Genomic DNA, 17,482 nt, shown 5'->3' on the forward strand with positions numbered 1-17,482 from the left:
GAATTCCCCCGGATAACCGGCCTGGACCGGTAAAGTCTTGCACTTCCCTTATCATGCCCCGATGGCATGGGGAAAGAAAAGTCTTAATCTTTCCAGAATTGTAGCAGAGGGTATCAGACGTAAGTATGCAATGGCCGGTACAGGCGCTCACGATAATCGGCTGCGGCGGCATCCCAACTGAAGCGGCTGTCACGGGCACCATCCACCACCCGTTGCCAGTCAGCACTGCCGTATTGCTCCAGCAGCGCAGCGAATGTCTCAAGCAGCCTTGCCGCCTGCACCTGCGGCGTCTGCCCATCGAAGCGCCAGCCGTTCTCGCCATGCTTTACTGTGTCCACCAAACCACCGACGCTGGACACCAGACAGGGCTGACCTTCACGCATCGCCAGCATCTGACTGATGCCACAGGGCTCAAAGCTGCTTGGCATTAAAAACAGCGACCCGGCCCGGTAAAGCGCCGCCGACAGTTCTAAGTCAAAGTGATTGATAAAAATGAAATTATCATTCCTTGCTGAGATAGCCTGAAACTCTCTGGCTATGGATACATCGCCGCTGCCAAGCAGGATAAAACGCGCCCGCTCATCGAAGTGACGAAGGCTGTCCAGCAGAGATTCCAGCACGCTTTTGCCATGCAAATGTAAGCGCAGCAGCCCTACCTTCTGCTCGGTCAGCCTGCCAACCGAGGTCAGCAAAAATGGCTGCTGGCTTTTATCTGCGCACTTATCTAATTGATTATCTGCGAACTGATCTGGGCGCTTATTTGAAAGCCAAGCAAGCTGCATTTCCTGCAGCCGGATCCCAGCCAGAAAATCTACCGCCATGACAGGCCCCGCGCTGGCTTGTGCGCTGCCTTGTGCTCTGCCAAGGGCGGCGAGGATGGCAGCCACAACTGCATCAGGTTCGGTGCACCCGGCAGCAGGCAGCTGGGGATATTCACAGCCATTTAAAATCCCGACCAAACGCCCCTCATCACTCAGGCGCTGCAAGTCGCCCTCAAGCCCCTCACCGCCAACAAAACCCGTTACCGGATCTGAGGGTTGGAGTACCTCGGAGCAATAGTGAGGCGATACCAGATGCAGCATATCGGCCGAATTGATAGCCGCGCGCAGTGGATTAAAGCAGTGACCAAAGCGCGGGTCCCGCCCCCAGGCCGGCGCCGAGTGTTGCCCCAGGCCAAGCCAGGGATACCAGGCGGCAAGGGAGGAGGATTCCTGCTCGAGCGGACGGGTGCCCTGCAGCGCCAGGTTATGGATACTGAGCACCAAGGGCGTGGCCTTAAGCGACTGATACTTGCTATCGACTGCCCTAAGCAGCGCAAAAAAGCCCTGATGCCAGTCGTGCAGATGCAGCCGCTGCGGCAAAGGGATAAGCCCAAGGGTGAGCGCTTCGGCCACAGCTAACCCAAACAGCGCAAAGCGGTCGGCATCATCGGCAAAGGGGCGACCATCGGCGCTGGTGACATAGAGTCTGCCGGGGGAAGAGCGCCACAAAGGATGTTCAAGCAAATAAAGAGTTGCACCTGTGTCAGCATCAAGATGCTGATAAAGCGCAATTTCTTCCATGCCATGGCGAAATGGCACCGCAAATCTGCACAGCTCGCCAAGCCCCAAAGACTGGGTCAGAAAGCCATAGCCTGGCATCACCACATTCACGGTTACGCCAATGGATGCCAGCGCCGGTACTATCCCGGCAATCACATCGGCCATGCCGCCCACCTTGGCGCCTTTAAGGGCGCCATGCTCGGCAGCCAGCATCAATACCGACAGCGGCTCAGCCTGCTGCAACGCTCCGCCTTGTTCCCACTGCACCATCTTATTCAAACCCCACCGGCAGCCCCAGCATCTCGCGGGTAATAAGCACCACGCCTTTGTCGGTTACCCTGAAGCCACGGGCCCTGTCGTGGTCATGGTTATAACCAATCACCATGCCTTCCGGAATAACGCAGCCCCGATCGATAATGGCATTTTTAATGCGGCAGTTTCTAAGCACCACCACATCGGGCAAAATCACCGCCCCTTCCACCTCTGAGTATGAGCACACCCGCACCTCGTTAAAGAGCACGCTGCGTTTAACCTTGGCGCCGGAAATAATGCAGCCGCCGGAGACAATGGAGTCCACCGCCATGCCGCGGCGCTCGTCATCGTCAAACACAAACTTGGCAGGGGGCAGTTGCTCCTGATAAGTCCAGATAGGCCACTTGGCGTCATACAGGTTCAGCTGCGGCTCCGGCGACAACAGCTCCATGTTGGCCTGCCAGAACATGTCCAGGGTGCCCACATCGCGCCAGTAATCCTGACCAACGCCGAGGCCACTCTTGAAGTTATAGGCAAATACCCTGTGCTCGCTGATGATGGATGGAATGATGTCTTTGCCAAAGTCGCGGTCTGAGTCGGCGTTTTCGGCATCTTTCTTCAGCTGCTCAAACAAAAACTCAGTGTTGAACACATAGTTGCCCATGGAGGCAAGGCAGCGTTCAGGGTCGTGGGGTAATGACTTGGGCTCAGTGGGTTTTTCTTCAAAACCGATAACCTGCATCTCATCGCTCACTTCCATTACCCCAAAAGCACCCGCCGCTTCCGCCACACTGACTTCCTGACAGCACACCGTCATGTCGGCGCCGGACTGGGCATGAGCCGCCAGCATCCCGGCGTAGTCCATGCGATACACATGGTCGCCCGAGAGGATCATCACGTACTTGGGCAGCTCGTGGCGGATGATATCGATATTCTGAAACACCGCATCGGCCGTGCCCTGATACCAGCTTTGCGAATAGCGCTGGGAGGCGGGCAGAATCTCCACCGACTCGCCCAGCTCACGCTTGAAATGGCCCCAGCCACGCATCACGTGGCGAATAAGCGAATGGGACTGATACTGGGTGACCACCCCAATGCGGCGAATGCCCGAATTCACGCAATTGGACAGGGGGAAGTCAATCACCCGGAACTTGCCACCGAAATAGAGCGCCGGTTTGGCGCGCCAATCGGTCAGTTCATACAGGCGTGAACCCCGGCCACCGGCGAGGATCAGCGCATAGGTTTCCCGGGTCAGGTTACTGATGTAGCGTGGGCTGTGATTGGGCATAAAAGGCTCCTTGATTCAGGTTGTCAGGCGCCGCGCCAAATATCGTCGCGATAGCGGGCAATGGTGGCATCGGAGGAAAAGCGGCCGCTGGCGGCAGTATTGCGGATACTGCGCACCGTCCACTCGTCGGGGGTTGCGTAAAGCGCCGCTGCGCGCGCCTGGGCGCTTACAAAGGCATCAAAGTCGGCGGCGGTCATCCACTGATCCCAGGGGCTTTCGATAGCATCGACTAAGGGGTCAAAGAGGCCCGGCTCCTGCAGACTGAAATGACCACTGCGGATAAGCTCAAGCACGCTACAAAGGGCTGGTGAAGCGGCGATGATGTCTTTGGGGCGGTAATCTTCCTTAAGCCTGGCCACCTCATCGGCATTGAGGCCAAACAGGAAAAAGTTGTCCTCACCCACGGCTTCCAGAATTTCGATATTGGCGCCATCCAGAGTGCCCATGGTAAGCGCGCCATTCATCATGAATTTCATGTTGCCGGTGCCAGAGGCTTCCTTACCTGCGGTGGAGATTTGTTCCGATAAATCGGTGCCCGGCGCTATCACTTCCATGGCGCTCACGTTGTAGTTGGGCAAAAAGGCAAACCTCAGCCAGGGGGTAACGTGGGGGTCGCTGTTGACCATGTGGGCCACATTACCGGCAAGCTTGATAATGAGTTTGGCGGTGGCATAACCCGGCGCCGCCTTGCCGCCAATCAATACGCAGCGCGGCACCATGCCCTGGGTGTCACCCTTCAGCACCCGCTGATAGAGATGAATGACATGCAGCACATTCATCAGCTGGCGCTTGTATTCATGGATGCGCTTAACCTGGACATCGAACAGCATTTGGGTGTCGAAGGTAACGCCACATTCATGTTCAACCAAGGCCGCCAGCGCCGCCTTGTTGGCAGTTTTCACCTCGCGCCAGGCCTTGATGAAGTCAGTATCCGAGGTAAAAGCGCCCAGGCTTGAAAGCCGGTTTAAGTCTTCGCGCCAGTCGCTGCCAAGGCGCCTGTCGATAAGGCTCGCAAGCTGCGGATTACAGGCCATCAGCCAGCGCCTTGGGGTAACTCCATTGGTTTTATTGTTGAATTTGTCCGCCCAAAGGGCGTGAAAATCCTTGAAAAGACCTCGGGTTAAAAGCTCGGTGTGCAGCGCCGCCACACCGTTGACTGAAAAGCTGCCAACAATGGCAAGGTAGGCCATCCGCACCCGGGGTTCGCTGCCCTCTTCAATAATCGACATCTTCGCCAGCATGTCGGCATCGCCGGGCCAGTGGTGGGCCACCAAATCCAGGTATCTTGCGTTGATTTCAAAGATGATTTCCAAAATCCGCGGCAACATGTGCCCCAGCATGCGCACGCTCCAGCATTCCAGCGCTTCCGGCAGCAGGGTATGGTTGGTGTAGGCCATGGTGGCGCTGGTGATTGCCCAGGCCTGGTCCCACTCAAGGCAATGCACATCGATAAGCAGCCGCATCAGCTCAGGCACGGCAATGGCCGGATGGGTATCGTTAAGCTGCACCACGTTGTGTTTGGCAAATTGACTCAAGTCATCCCCAAAGCGGGCGATATGGCGGCGCAGCATGTCCTGCAGGCTCGCCGAGCACAAAAAGTACTGCTGGCGCAGCCTAAGCTCCTTGCCGTTTTCACTGGCATCATTGGGATAGAGCACCATGGTGATCTGCTCGGCAAGGTTCTTACGGGCCACGGCTTCGGCATAGTCGCCCTGATTAAACTCTTCCAAATCAAAATCATCGGTAGCTTCAGCCTTCCACAGTCTCAGGGTATTAATACGGCCGTTGCGATAGCCAGGCACCGGCATATCGTGGGGAACAGCCCGCACATCCTGAGTGCCGACCCACTGGATATGCCGCCTTCCCTCTCGGTCAACATAGGACTCGGTATGACCAAAAAAGGGCACCAATACGGAATAGGCATGCAGGCGAACTTCCCAGGGGTTACCCTCTCTGAGCCAACGGTCCGGACGTTCGATTTGAAAACCATCGACAATCTTCTGGGCGAACATGCCGTACTCGTAGCGGATGCCGTAACCGGTGGCGGCAATGTCCATACTGGCGCAGGAATCCAAAAAGCAGGCTGCCAGCCTGCCAAGGCCGCCATTGCCCAGGCCTGCGTCGTGCTCCTCCTGCGCCAGCGTCTCCAGAGTCACTGCAAAAGGCAGCAACGCATGACGGGCATCCTGGGTTAAATCCAGATTCAGCAGCGCATTGCCAAGGGCGCGGCCCATCAGAAACTCCAGCGACAGATAGGCCACCTGTCGCTTATCGCCCTCGGCATCCCTGCTGCGGGTGCTGCGCCAGTCATCGAGCAGCTGCTCCTTGACCCCAAGCGCCAGCGCATGAAACAGATCCTGCGATCTGGGTTCAAACCGGCACAGGTTGTAACGCAGCTGCCGCTCAAGGCAGGCTGGCAGCGCATCACAGGGCTCGCAGGGCTCATGACGGCTTTTACCTTTCATCGAATGCTCAGTGGCCTGCACGCCACCGGCAGCAGCTGATTCAACCGTACTTGTTTCACGCTTAGGCATAACTTGCTCCTTTGCCACATGCCCTGAGGCTTAAGGGTTGGAACCTTCATCATCGGCAGCTTGCTGCTGTGACTCGGGAAATTGCGCCCCGCCCGCCGCCGTCGAGACACTTTGCAGCAGCGCCGCGCCAAAGGCCGGCAGATACACACAGCTGCCGCTTTGCACCATGCGGCCCTGGATAAGGCTGCTGCTATCAAGGTTGTTATCGGGACTGCTCGCAGAGTCAGCGGCATTGCTGCAAAGGACGGTAAGCTGCGACCAGAGGCTGAATGAGGGCAAACGCAGGATGCGATCGTCACTGCCGGGATTTATCACAAACAGCAGCAACTGCTCGCCGCGAAGGGGATGATGCTCGCCAAAGGCGGCTATCAGCGCTGTGGTGCCCTGGATGGCCTCGGCTACAATTGCCAGCTCCTCTTCTGGGGCCACTTTCTGTGTTGAAAAGCACTCGAGCGCGCCTGAACTTGCCCTGCAGACATCCGGGCTTAGGTCGTAAAAGTTCGGCTCGGCCCCGACGGCATCACCTATGGCCTGCGCCAGCGGCGTTTGCTCATGGCGCGGCCCAGAAGCCCTTGTTATGCCCGCTTTAAGCTCACGCTTTGCCGCGCCCTGCCAATCGGCGTCCTGCATCGGCTCGCCGCGCTCGTTAAACCAAGCCAGAAAACGCCCCTTGCGGCCATCTTCGACGCTGGTGCTGTGGATATAACGCTCAGCGCCGAGGAGCGGCAGGCGGCGGCGAATGGCAATAAGCTCACGTACAAATTCTGCAAAATCCTGGTCGGCGTTTTCCCAGTCAATCCAGGCCAGCGGATTGTCCTGGCAGTAGGCATTGTTATTGCCCTTTTGGGTTTGCCACAGCTCATCACCGGCGCGCAGCATAGGCACCCCGAAGGAGCAGAGCAGCGTCATCAGCATGGCGCGGGCTTTGTGCTGGCGCAGTGGCTCAAGCTCGGGGGCATCGCCCTCAACGCCCTGATTCTGGCTCAGGTTTTCCCGGTGGCCGTCGCGGTTATCTTCAAGGTTCGCCTCGTTGTGGCGCTCGGTGTAGGAGAGCAAATCCCGAAGCGTAAAACCGTCGTGACTGGTGATGAAGTTAAGGCTCGCCCAGGGGCCTCGCAGGCTTGCTTCAAACAGATCCGCCGAGCCGTGAAAGCGGCGGGCAAACTCCCCCAACATGGTTTCATCGCCGCGCCACAGGCGGCGGATGGCATCGCGGTATCTGTCATTCCACTCCGAAAACGCCATCGGAAATTCGCCTAAGCGATACCCCCCCGGTCCCACATCCCAGGGCTCGGCGATAAGCTTGAGACGCTTAAGCTGAGGGTCCTGGCCGATGGCGGCGAAAAAGCCACTCATCACATCAAAGCCGGTCGACGTGCGGCCAAGACAAGCGGCCAGGTCGAATCTGAATCCATCAACCCCGCCCACCTCACTCCAGTAGCGCAGCGAATCCATCACCAACTCAAGCACCCGCGGATGATTGAGATTCAATGTGTTGCCGCAGCCGGTGTCGTTGATATAACCGCCGCCCTCGGTGAGCCGGTAATAGGCGGCATTATCGAGGGCCTTGAAGCTGTAAACCGGTCCCTCGGCGCCACCTTCGGCGGTGTGGTTGTAGACCACATCCAAAATCACCTCGATGCCGCGGCCGTGAAGGGCGTCGACCATGGCGCGAAAGTCGCTAATATCACCGTAGTCACTGTGGGGCGCGAAAAAGCCGATGCTGTTGTAACCCCAGTAGTTGGTGAGCCCCTTATCGGTTAAAAAGGGCTCGTGAAAAAACTGCTGGCAGGGCATCAACTCAACCGCGGTAATGCCAAGGTTGGCGAGATAATCGAGCACCTTAGGCTCAGTAAAGGCGAGAAACTTGCCGCGATGCTCATCGCGAATACCGGGAAACCCCATGGAAAAGCCCTTTACATGCAGCTCGTAAAGCACGCTGTGCTCCAGCCGCTGCTCGGGCTTGGGGTGCACAAAGGGCGGCAGCGCGGCAGTATCCAGCAGACGACTTTTGAGAACAGCTTCCTCGCGCTGTGACTTTGCCGGCATGCCAACTATGGCGCGGGCATAGGGGTCAAGCAGCAGCCTTGATGGGTCTTTCAGCGAACCAAAGGCGTCCTGCTCGCCGTGGACCCGGTAGCCATAACACTGGCCATGGCGCACCCCTTCCACGGTCAAAGACCAGAGGTCACCCCGACGGGTCATTGGATAACAAAACTCTTTATCAGCCTCGTCAATCAGGCACAAAAATACCGCCTGACTGTCTCCGCTGAACACGCAAAAACTGGCGCCTTCGTCGGTTAGCCATACTCCAGGCTGTCCGGCGTGGAAGTTCATTTTCGCGCCCCTTTCAACCCGGTACCTGCGACTGGCCTGGCTGTCGCGGTTTTGGCTTTCGTGGTTTTGGTTTTCTCGGTTTTAGCTTTCTCGGTTTTAGCTTTCTCGGTTTTAGCTTTAACCGCGTTGGTTTTAGCGGCTGCGGTTTTAGTGGCAGCGGTTTTACTGGCAGTGGCGAGCGAAGACTCAACCACAGCGAGCGTTTGCCCGGATTCAGTGCGTTTGGAAGCAGCACGGGCAATCACCAGGCAGCCAAGGGGCGGCACTGTGATAAGGGCGCTTCTTCGCTGCCCCTGGGCAGGCACGTCGTCACAGACAATTACCCCGCCATTGCCCTGATTGCTGCCGCCATAACAGTGGGCATCACTGTTTAAAAGCTCGCACCACTCAACGGCGGCAGCTCTGTCCAGCCCCGCAACACAGGCCTGCCCCGCAACACAACCCTGCTTAGCATCGTGTTCCCCAGCGTCAGCCTCGATAACATCCGGCAGTCCAAGTCGGTAGCCGTGATACAGCTCAGGGGTCATATTGACCACAAACACCAGGGCCTCTTCGCCCCAGCCGCGCACAAAGGCGTAAATGCCGTGGGCGGCGTTGTCGCAGTCAAGCCAATGAAAGGCTGACATATCGTGATCGCTCTGTCCAAGGACACTGCGCTCGCGGTACAAGCGGTTCAAATCGGCAAGCCACAGCGCCAGCCCCTGATGGGGCGCATATTGCAAAAGGTGCCAGTCGAGGCTTCTGTCGTGACTCCATTCATCACGCTGACCAAACTCGCCGCCCATAAACAACAGCTTTTTGCCGGGGAAGCCCCACATGTAGCCGTAGTAGGCGCGAAGCGTTGCGAACTTCTGCCAGTCGTCACCGGGAATTTTCGACAGCAGCGCGCCTTTGCCGTGCACCACTTCGTCGTGACTGAGGGACAAAATAAACTGCTCGCTGTGGCCGTACATGATGCCGAACGTAAGCTGATGATGATGAAAACTGCGATAGACGGGGTCTTTGGCAAGATAACTTAAGCTGTCGTTCATCCAGCCCATGTTCCATTTAAAACCAAAGCCAAGCCCGCCCTGATGCACGGGCCGGGTAACACCGTCCCAGGCGGTGGACTCTTCGGCAATCATGATTATGCCGGGGAACTCGGCATAAAGCCGTTGATTCAGAAGCTTTAAAAAGTCGATGGCATCAAGGTTTTCGCGACCACCTTCGCTGTTTGGCAGCCACTGCCCCGCCTCGCGGCTGTAATCCAGATACAGCATCGACGACACAGCATCGAGCCTGAGCCCATCGATGTGAAAGTCCCTAAGCCACACGGTGGCTGCCGACAGTAAAAAGCTTTGCACCTCGACGCGGCCATAGTTGTAGATGAGGGTGTCCCAGTCGGGATGACGTCCAAGGCGCGGATCTTCATGCTCATAAAGGCAACTGCCGTCGAAGCGCGCCAGGCCATGGGCATCGGATGGGAAATGGGCTATCACCCAATCCAGCAGCACGCCAATGCCGGCGCGGTGGCAGGCATCCACCAGATATTTAAGGTCATCGGCACTGCCAAAGCGCTGGGTGGGGGCAAAGAGGCCTACCGGCTGGTAACCCCATGAACCATCAAAGGGAAATTCCGACAGCGGCATCAGCTCAATATGGGTAAAGCCCATGGACTTGATGTAAGGCACCAGCTCATCGGCAAGCTCGCGGTAACTGAGCCAGGTGCCTTGTGGCTGCTCACTGCCGTCCTGCTTTCGCCGCCAGGAGCCGGGATGCAGCTCGTAAATACTCACGGCTTCTTTGTGCCAGTCGCGGCTGCGCCCGCTCATCCAGGCATCATCCTGCCACACAAATGCTGAGGCTGGCGCCACTCTGGATGCATTGTTGGGCGCCGCTTCCATCGCTTTGGCAAAGGGGTCGGATTTGATAAGAAGCTCCCCTGCAGGCGTGAGGATTTCAAACTTGTAGTGGGCCAAATCATGCACTGCCGGGATAAAAATCTCCCAGATGCCGCTGGCGGGGTGCTGGCGCATCACATGCACCCGGCCGTCCCAGTGGTTGAAATCGCCAATCACAGAAACCCGTTTGGCATTGGGCGCCCAAACGCAAAACAAAATACCCGCCACGCCATCGACCACACGCTGGTTGGCCCCCAGATAATCCTGGGCATACAGCTCACGCCCCTCACCGAAAAGGTAGAGCGAAGTGTCGTCAAGCTGCGAGCCAAAGCCGTAGGGGTCATCAATCACCACCTCAAAGGCGGGATAGGCCACCCTCAGCCGGTAGGTAAAGGGGTTGCTGCGCCGCCCAAGCAGGCCGGCAAACAGCCCTTCCCGCGCCACCGCATCAAGAGTTGCCACCTTTTTACCGTCTTTGGTCAGCACATCCACCGCCATGGCACCCGGTAAAAAGCAGCGCACACAGAGCTTGCCGGCAACCTTGTGCATGCCCAGCAGGGAAAACACATCGACGTATTCGCCACGGGCCAACAGGCGGGCCTCCTGCTCACTGATAAGCCCTGAATGAGCCAAGGCTGAGCTTTGGACTTGTGAATACGCATCGGCATGCGCCTGCTCGGAGTTCTGGCCCGACGCCGAAGCGCTGACCAGGGTGCTATTCACATCGCTTTCGCAAACATCCGGGGCTGTCATGGTGTCCTCCAAAGGCGGTAACTGGATATTTTTAAAATGTAATTCTGTGCTCAGGCATCTGTCCCCTGGGTCGCCACAGTGTCAGGCTGCAATTCACCGCGCCTGCCCAAACGAATGGCATGCAAGCGGGCGCGAAATCCGGCCGATTGCCACAGGTTGTCCAACGATTGGCTCAGGCGGGCGCGCCAGTTGGGATATTCGTTATGGGTGCCGGGGATATTCACCGGCCGGGTTTCCAGCGCCAGATCCCAAAGGCTGCCCCCCACAAGCTCGGCGCGGCTGCGACCACACCAATTGAGCAGGGCATCGAATACTGCCAGTTCATCAAATGCCGCCAGCTCATCGTCGGCCGCAGTGGCATCCGACTTCAGGGCGTTTGCTGCCAACACCCCTTCGTCCGACAGCGCCTGAACCAGCGCCCCTTTATCGCGCTGACGCTGCATAAGTGCCCCTTCACGGCCAAGGCCTATGGCGTCAAGCTGCTGTAAATCCAGCCCTCGCCACCAGGCGATAAAGGGCGGCACATCCTGATTACCCAGCTGCAGCAAGGCCGCGCGGCGCTGCTTGGCCGGGGCAATAAAACGCTCGCCTTCGCGGCAGAAATAAATCAGGTCGTTGCCAAAAATCCCAAGCTTTTTAAGCTCTTCTCTGAGACCTGGCGGCACTGTACCCAGATCTTCACCTATGAGTACGCAGCGGCTTAAATGGCTCTCGAGGGTTAAGATGGCCAGCAGGGTGTCGGCCGGGAAATGCAGGTAACATCCAAGTCGTGTATCGCCAGCGCCGCCGTTCTGCTCCGGGTGAACTTGCTGGGCGGCGTCGCCGTCAAGGGGGGGCTCCAGCACCAGATGCGGCTCATCGCCATCACATGGTCGATACGAAGGGCGCCGCAGTGGCGCATGTTTTCGCGGCAAAGGCGCCTGAAGGCGTGAAAGGCAGATTGCTTCAGGGCCACTGGGTCGAAAGGCGGCATGCCCCAGTTCTGGCCGGTGGCAGAAAAGGGGTCTGGCGGCGCGCCAATATCGAGCCGCTCACAAAAGGCGCCGAACCCGTCAGATGCCGCTGCAGCAGGCTCTCCAGCAGGTTCTTGCAGTAAGGGCTCTGCAGGGCAGCTCTGGTAGCGGGCACTGACTTCACTGCCCTGCCCCAGCGCGCCGACGGCGAGATCCCGTACCAGTCCAAGGCGCATTCCCACCTGACGGCAGCGCAGCTGACTTTGCTCAAGCTGTTCATCGGCAACAAATTGCAGCCAGCCAAAGAAGCGCGGGGTATCGAGCGCCACAGACAGCGCCTCGTCGGCCCACCAGAGTGCGCCTTCGCTTACGGCGCCGAGCGCCTTGGCTTCAGCAAGCTGGCTTTGGCAGAAACTCTCAAGCGCCTGACCGCGGCTTTTTACAAAGGCTTCGAAGCGCTGCACCCGGCCGCTCAGTTCGTCCATGGCCTCAAACGCCGCAAACAGTCGCGCCAATGCCCGGTATTTGAGCAGCGCGACTTTGGGGTAATCAATCTCGGCAAGTTGGTTGAGCAGCAGCCGCTCGCGCAGCCACTCACCCGCTTTAAATTGCTGACTGAGACCGGCATATTCCGGCAGCCAGTCGATGGCAATCGCCAGTGGATTTAGAAAGCGTCGATCCCACGGGCTATATGGGCTGATAAGGCTGGTGCTTGCGAGGGAAGGCGCGTGCAGCGGGGTTAAGGTAATAAAGTCGCAGCCGGATTCGGCGCCAAGCTCAATCAATTTGCCCAAATCGGCAAAATCGCCCACGCCCCACTGGCGCTGGCTGCGAAGATAAAAAAGGCTGATCCCAAGGCCCCATGGTCGACTGAGTTTGGAGGGCGCAGACGTATCCAGCACCCCCTGATAGCCGCGCCTGGGGACAATCAACAACTCGCCGGAAAAGGCATGTTGCGCGAACCAATCCAGTGTCGCCGTCAGTTGGTACTCGCCAATTTGAAGCTCAAGAGGCAATGGCAAACGCAGTCTGAGATAACGGCCTTCGGGGCGAAGATAGTCGCCCACCTCTTTTGCCTGCGCGAGCGTCAAACTGAGCCGATAGCTTGCCGGCGCTTTGGCGCCTGAGTTTTCGTCGCCAGTCAAGCGAATACAAAGCTCAATTGAGTGTTGGGGAGGCAGAGGATTGGCGGTAGCGGCTGAACCAGACTCATGCTGCGGAGCAACAGGCAGCGGCGCGCCCGCAAAGGCAGACTCCGGCAGCTGCAGTTCTATGGCGGGCTCATCAACAAAGGCGTGTTGCAGCCCCGGCAGCACATGGAGCCAGGGGGCAGCGTCCAGCGCTTCAATACGTTTGGCAATATCCTGCTCGCCCGGTGCTGAGTCCCTACGCATCAGGGCACACAGCAAGGCCATGCGCTCATCATGACTGAAGCTGCGCTCGGCGCCGCTGCAATCGATGAACCTGTCTCCTATCCCTTGCAGATAAAAGAGCTTGTCCAATGCCATTCTCTCCACCCAATTCGACCATCAGTGGTCATGGAGCAGACAGCATGCCAAGGAATTGCTTCACTTTGGTTTCAGCAAAATGAAGATAAAAATTATTAACTTGGAGAATCTGCGGCCAAGGGTAAGTGGGTGGAATTGCAGGTATTTGATTTCATTTGAGCACCAAGGCGGTGCAGGCTGCACAAAAATGCATCAGCCGCTGCACGGTAAAGTACTGCCCCAGACAACAGGGCAACACCATTGTGTTAACCACTTACAACTTTTGAATTCTTTTACCCACTTGTGGGTACAAAGCCTGCGCCGGATCACAAATTCAGCCCAAAGCCACTGTTACCTTTAGCGCCAGAAGAAACTCAATTTCAGCTTAGAAAGGTGGATGTATGGCTGCTAAATTTTTTATCCCGTCAGTAAACGTACTCGGTCAGGGTGCGGTGGACGATGCCATTGGCGATATCAAAACCCTCGGCTTTAAAAAGGCACTGATTGTGACCGATAAGCCCTTGGTACAAATCGGTATTGCCGGCGATCTGGTCGAAAAACTCGGTGAAAACGGCATTGTGGCCGTGGTGTTTGATGGCGTTCAGCCCAACCCCACCACGGGCAACGTGGAAGCCGGTCTTAAACTTTTGAAAGACAACCAGTGTGACTTTGTGGTTTCACTGGGCGGCGGCTCGCCCCACGACTGCGCCAAGGGCATTGCTCTGGTGGCCACCAATGGCGGCAGCATCAAGGACTACGAAGGTGTGGACAAATCGGCCAAGCCGCAACTACCGCTGGTGGCCATTAACACCACCGCAGGTACCGCCAGCGAAATGACCCGCTTCTGTATCATCACCGACGAAGCGCGCCATATCAAAATGGCCATTGTGGACAAGCACACCACGCCAATTTTGTCGGTAAACGACCCTGAGCTGATGCTGAAAAAGCCCGCCGCGCTCACCGCTGCAACAGGTATGGACGCGCTGACCCACGCGGTTGAAGCTTACGTATCCATTGCCGCCAACCCCATTACCGATGCCTGCGCCATCAAGGCGATTGAACTTATCCAGGCTAACCTTGCCCGCGCGGTGCACGATGGTCAGGATCTTGAAGCCCGCGAACAGATGGCCTACGCCCAGTTCCTTGCCGGTATGGCGTTTAACAACGCAAGCCTTGGTTATGTGCACGCCATGGCGCACCAACTGGGTGGTTTCTACGACCTGCCCCACGGCGTATGTAACGCCCTGCTGCTGCCTTATGTGCAGGAGTACAACGCTCAGGTTGCGGCTAAGCGACTGAAAGATGTGGCGAAAGCCATGGGTGTTGAGGTTGCGGCGCTGACCGACGAGCAAGGCGCCCAGGCGGCCATCGATGCTATCAAGGCCCTGTCCAAAGCGGTGAACATCCCTGAAAACCTCACCGTACTTGGGGTGAAAGAAGCGGACATTCCGGTGCTGGCAGACAACGCCCTGAAAGATGCCTGTGGCTTTACCAATCCCAAGCAGGCAAGCCACGAAGAAATCTGTCAGATTTTCAAGAATGCGCTTTAACTTTCGCTGACGGCCGGGCTTAAGCCCAGCCTTTCCAGCGAGGCAAAGCCAGGCCCCCGGTGCTCCCCCGGGGGCCTTTTTATTGGCCACTTGATCCCCGAATGGATATCAATGAAACAGCTCGATAGCGTACAGCATCATTTAATGACGCGATCGCGGTTCAAAAGGCAAAGATTTCCCCGGATTGATGTAAATTTACCTACATTTTTAGCCAGCGCAGGGTTACAGAATGATACAAATCACTTAGAATGTGCTTGTTCGCTTTTTCCCTGCAAAGATTAGGCAAACACAGGCCCGGCTTAATGCCGGGCCGTTTCTTTTCTGATGCGTTAACCACTTCCATTCAGCGCAGGCAGCGGCAAGCAAGCAGCGGCAATAAGTGTCGATACCAAGCGACGTCTAAAATCATCACGCGGAAGTCATCACGCGAAAGTCATTACGCGAAACCATTTGCCGGCGGCTAACCCTTGCCAAAACCAGCCAGTCCACTCAGCCCGGCTTTAGATTAGGACTGTTCAGTTTTTCATCAGCGATTGCTAAAGTTTGATCCAACACCCGTTTTAACCCCCATGAGCATGTTACAAACAAGACAAGTGACACTGATGCTACACATTTTTGAAAATCGGGCTAAGGTAACACTATCTTAGGCGCAACATTTTTGGTGAACATAAGGCAGGAAAGCGATGACAGCCATTACCCATGTTTATAACTACACAGTACGCTGCCCACACTACAAGGATCCCCAGCACGAGGTTAGCTGGAAAAACCACATCGAGTTGAACCACTCCAGTGAAATCGCCCTGAAACGTATCACCAAATGGCACAGCGAGTCCGGAGAGCTGGCATTTGAAGACGCAGGGTTTGTGATACGCAAGGCCACCGATGAAAAGGCGTTTTTTGCAGTGCAAAGCTCCCGGCTGAAAAACGACGGCCATGCCCTGGTCACCTTTAAACTCTTCCTGGATGAGTGCTGCGACGAAGCCGATCCCAAGGCGATTGTCAGCCACCTTATCGAAGATTATCAGGACCGCCTCGGCAAAATCTGATTGTGCTTAACCACTTAAAGGGTGCCAAAGGGCGCCCTTTTTGTTTTTGGGACTCCTCACTTCATTCGTCACATCCATGGCTCCTTTCTCCTTCCTGCGGCGGCTTTTAACCTTCCACAGCTTCACCGAATAACGCGGCCTGGATGGCGCCAAGGTAACGGATTTGTTATCGACTTTTGTCATTCAAGTATGTCAGGATAGGCTTGCTCTGGGCGCGCACAGGCGCTCAGCGTCCGGCAGACACTGCCAAACACAAGCAAAAACATAAAGGCCAAAACAGGCCATCCGACACCAAAGTCGGAATAAAAATTATAATAATTTCAGGATGTAAAATATGACCTCCCACAAACAGCCCAGCCTGGTGGATGCGCTTATCCCCGTGGCGGCCCTGGTCACCATGCTCGCCGCCGCCGTTTACCTTTTCTCCTCCGACAGCTCCTCCGGTGCCAACCAGATAGCCCTGATCCTCGCCGCCTGTATCGCCATGGTGGTGGGCATTAAAAATGGCTTTTGCTGGAAAGATATCGAAGAAGGCATGGTGCGCAGTATTGGAGTCGCCACCCCGGCGCTGCTGATCCTGTTCTCTGTGGGCTCTTTAATTGGCGCCTGGATCCTCTCTGGCACAGTGCCCGCCATGATTTACTACGGTATGCAGGTGTTGAGCCCGAATTATTTTTATGCGGCAAGCTGCCTCTTGTGTGCATTGGTGGCGCTGTCTATCGGCAGCTCCTGGACAGTGGCAGGCACCCTGGGTATCGCCCTTGTCGGCATTGCCCAGGCAGTTGGCCTGAGCCTTGAAATTACCGCAGGTGCCATCATCAGCGGTGCCTATTTTGGCGATAAAATGTCGCCAATGTCGGACACCACCAATCTGGCACCCGCAGTGGCGGGCACGGATATTTTCAGCCATATCCGCCATATGACCTGGACCACAGTGCCCAGCATCCTGATTGCACTGCTGATTTTCCTCTTTATTGGTCTGTCGGCCGATACCAGCGGGGTGGAAACCAACCTCGACGCCACCCTGGCGCTGCTCGACAGCGAGTTTCATATCGGCCCCCATCTGCTGTTGCCACTGCTGGTGGTTATCTTTCTTGCCTACCGCAAAATGCCCGCCTTCCCTACCGTGATCCTGGGCACCCTCGCCGGTGTGCTTTGCGCCGCGCTGTTCCAGTTTGATGGCGTGACCAAGCTTGCCGCAGACCCAAGCCTGGGGCAGCCACTGGCGCTCATCAAGGGGCTATGGATTGCCATGTTCAATGGCTACAGCGCCAACACCGGCGATGAGATGCTGGACAGCCTGCTGAGCCGTGGCGGCATGTCGGGCATGGTCAACACCGTATGGCTGATTCTGTCGGCCATGGCGTTTGGCGGGGTGATGGAAGCCACCGGGCTGCTGAACCGTTTGCTGCAAAGCATGCTGTCGATGGTAAAAACCTCATCCAGCCTGGTGATCACCACTCTGGGCTGCGCCATCGGTGCCAATATCATCACCGCCGATCAGTTTATTGCCATCATTTTGCCCGGCCGTATGCTCAAGCTTGAGTACAGCCGTCATAATCTGGCGCCGGTAAACCTGTCGCGGGCCCTGGAAGACTCAGCCACTGTCACCAGTCCGCTGGTTCCCTGGAACACCTGCGGCGCCTTTATGGCAAGCACCCTTGGCGTCGCCACCATTGCTTATCTGCCATTCGCCTTTTTCAATTACATCTGCCCTGTGGTGAGTGCTGGCTATGCCTACTTCCAGATCAAGCTGCTGCCGCTGGATGAGTCAGAGTCTTTGCTGGATGAAAAGCAAGCAGCTGAAATCGCAGACTAAAGCGCTTTAAAAGAAAAAGCCTGGGGAAACACCAATCTCGCC

General features: G+C 56.8%; 10 protein-coding genes. 3 read left to right on the top strand and 7 right to left on the bottom strand.

What is annotated here, in order from left to right; translation table 11 throughout:
* Positions 1-113: 113 nt before the first annotated feature.
* The 7 genes from STH12_RS11080 to STH12_RS11110 form a co-directional block, all read right to left on the bottom strand.
* Positions 114-1,811, bottom strand: coding sequence for a glycogen synthase (locus STH12_RS11080; RefSeq protein WP_237158863.1), 1,698 nt, complete (start codon positions 1,809-1,811; stop codon positions 114-116).
* 1 nt (position 1,812) lies between these two features.
* A complete protein-coding gene (glgC, locus tag STH12_RS11085; protein WP_126167608.1) occupies positions 1,813-3,081 on the bottom strand; it encodes a glucose-1-phosphate adenylyltransferase in 1,269 nt (422 codons plus the stop codon).
* 23 nt (positions 3,082-3,104) lie between these two features.
* Complete coding sequence (locus STH12_RS11090) at positions 3,105-5,546, bottom strand: glycogen/starch/alpha-glucan phosphorylase (protein WP_237158865.1); 2,442 nt, start codon at positions 5,544-5,546, stop codon at positions 3,105-3,107.
* Positions 5,547-5,645: 99 nt separating this feature from the next.
* The gene (glgX, locus tag STH12_RS11095) at positions 5,646-7,952 is read right to left on the bottom strand and encodes a glycogen debranching protein GlgX (RefSeq protein WP_126167610.1); all 2,307 of its coding nucleotides are present in this window, start codon (positions 7,950-7,952) and stop codon (positions 5,646-5,648) included.
* Positions 7,949-10,585 carry a 1,4-alpha-glucan branching protein GlgB gene (gene glgB / locus STH12_RS11100; RefSeq protein ID WP_218567739.1) on the bottom strand — a complete coding sequence of 879 codons (2,637 nt, stop codon included), beginning with the start codon at positions 10,583-10,585 and terminating at the stop codon, positions 7,949-7,951. Before glgB ends, glgX begins: the two co-directional genes overlap by 4 nt.
* Positions 10,586-10,635: 50 nt before the next feature.
* Positions 10,636-11,340, bottom strand: a complete 705-nt coding sequence (locus STH12_RS21715; protein ID WP_250645696.1) for a 4-alpha-glucanotransferase — start codon at positions 11,338-11,340, stop codon at positions 10,636-10,638.
* Entirely contained in the window at positions 11,304-13,046 is a 1,743-nt protein-coding gene (locus tag STH12_RS11110; RefSeq protein ID WP_126167612.1) for a 4-alpha-glucanotransferase, read from the bottom strand. The genes STH12_RS21715 and STH12_RS11110 overlap by 37 nt, the downstream gene beginning before the upstream one ends.
* Positions 13,047-13,426: 380 nt before the next feature.
* Between STH12_RS11110 and yiaY the strand changes: the two genes are divergently transcribed.
* From yiaY to nhaC, 3 genes are all read left to right on the top strand, one after another.
* Positions 13,427-14,575 carry an L-threonine dehydrogenase gene (gene yiaY, locus STH12_RS11115; protein WP_126167613.1) on the top strand — a complete coding sequence of 383 codons (1,149 nt, stop codon included), beginning with the start codon at positions 13,427-13,429 and terminating at the stop codon, positions 14,573-14,575.
* 683 nt (positions 14,576-15,258) lie between these two features.
* Complete coding sequence (locus STH12_RS11120) at positions 15,259-15,621, top strand: cytoplasmic protein (protein ID WP_126167614.1); 363 nt, start codon at positions 15,259-15,261, stop codon at positions 15,619-15,621.
* Positions 15,622-15,955: 334 nt separating this feature from the next.
* The gene (gene nhaC, locus STH12_RS11125) at positions 15,956-17,440 is read left to right on the top strand and encodes a Na+/H+ antiporter NhaC (protein WP_126167615.1); all 1,485 of its coding nucleotides are present in this window, start codon (positions 15,956-15,958) and stop codon (positions 17,438-17,440) included.
* Positions 17,441-17,482 lie beyond the last annotated feature (42 nt).

Source organism: Shewanella khirikhana (assembly GCF_003957745.1).
In the GTDB taxonomy this organism is placed as follows: Bacteria; Pseudomonadota; Gammaproteobacteria; order Enterobacterales; family Shewanellaceae; genus Shewanella; species Shewanella khirikhana.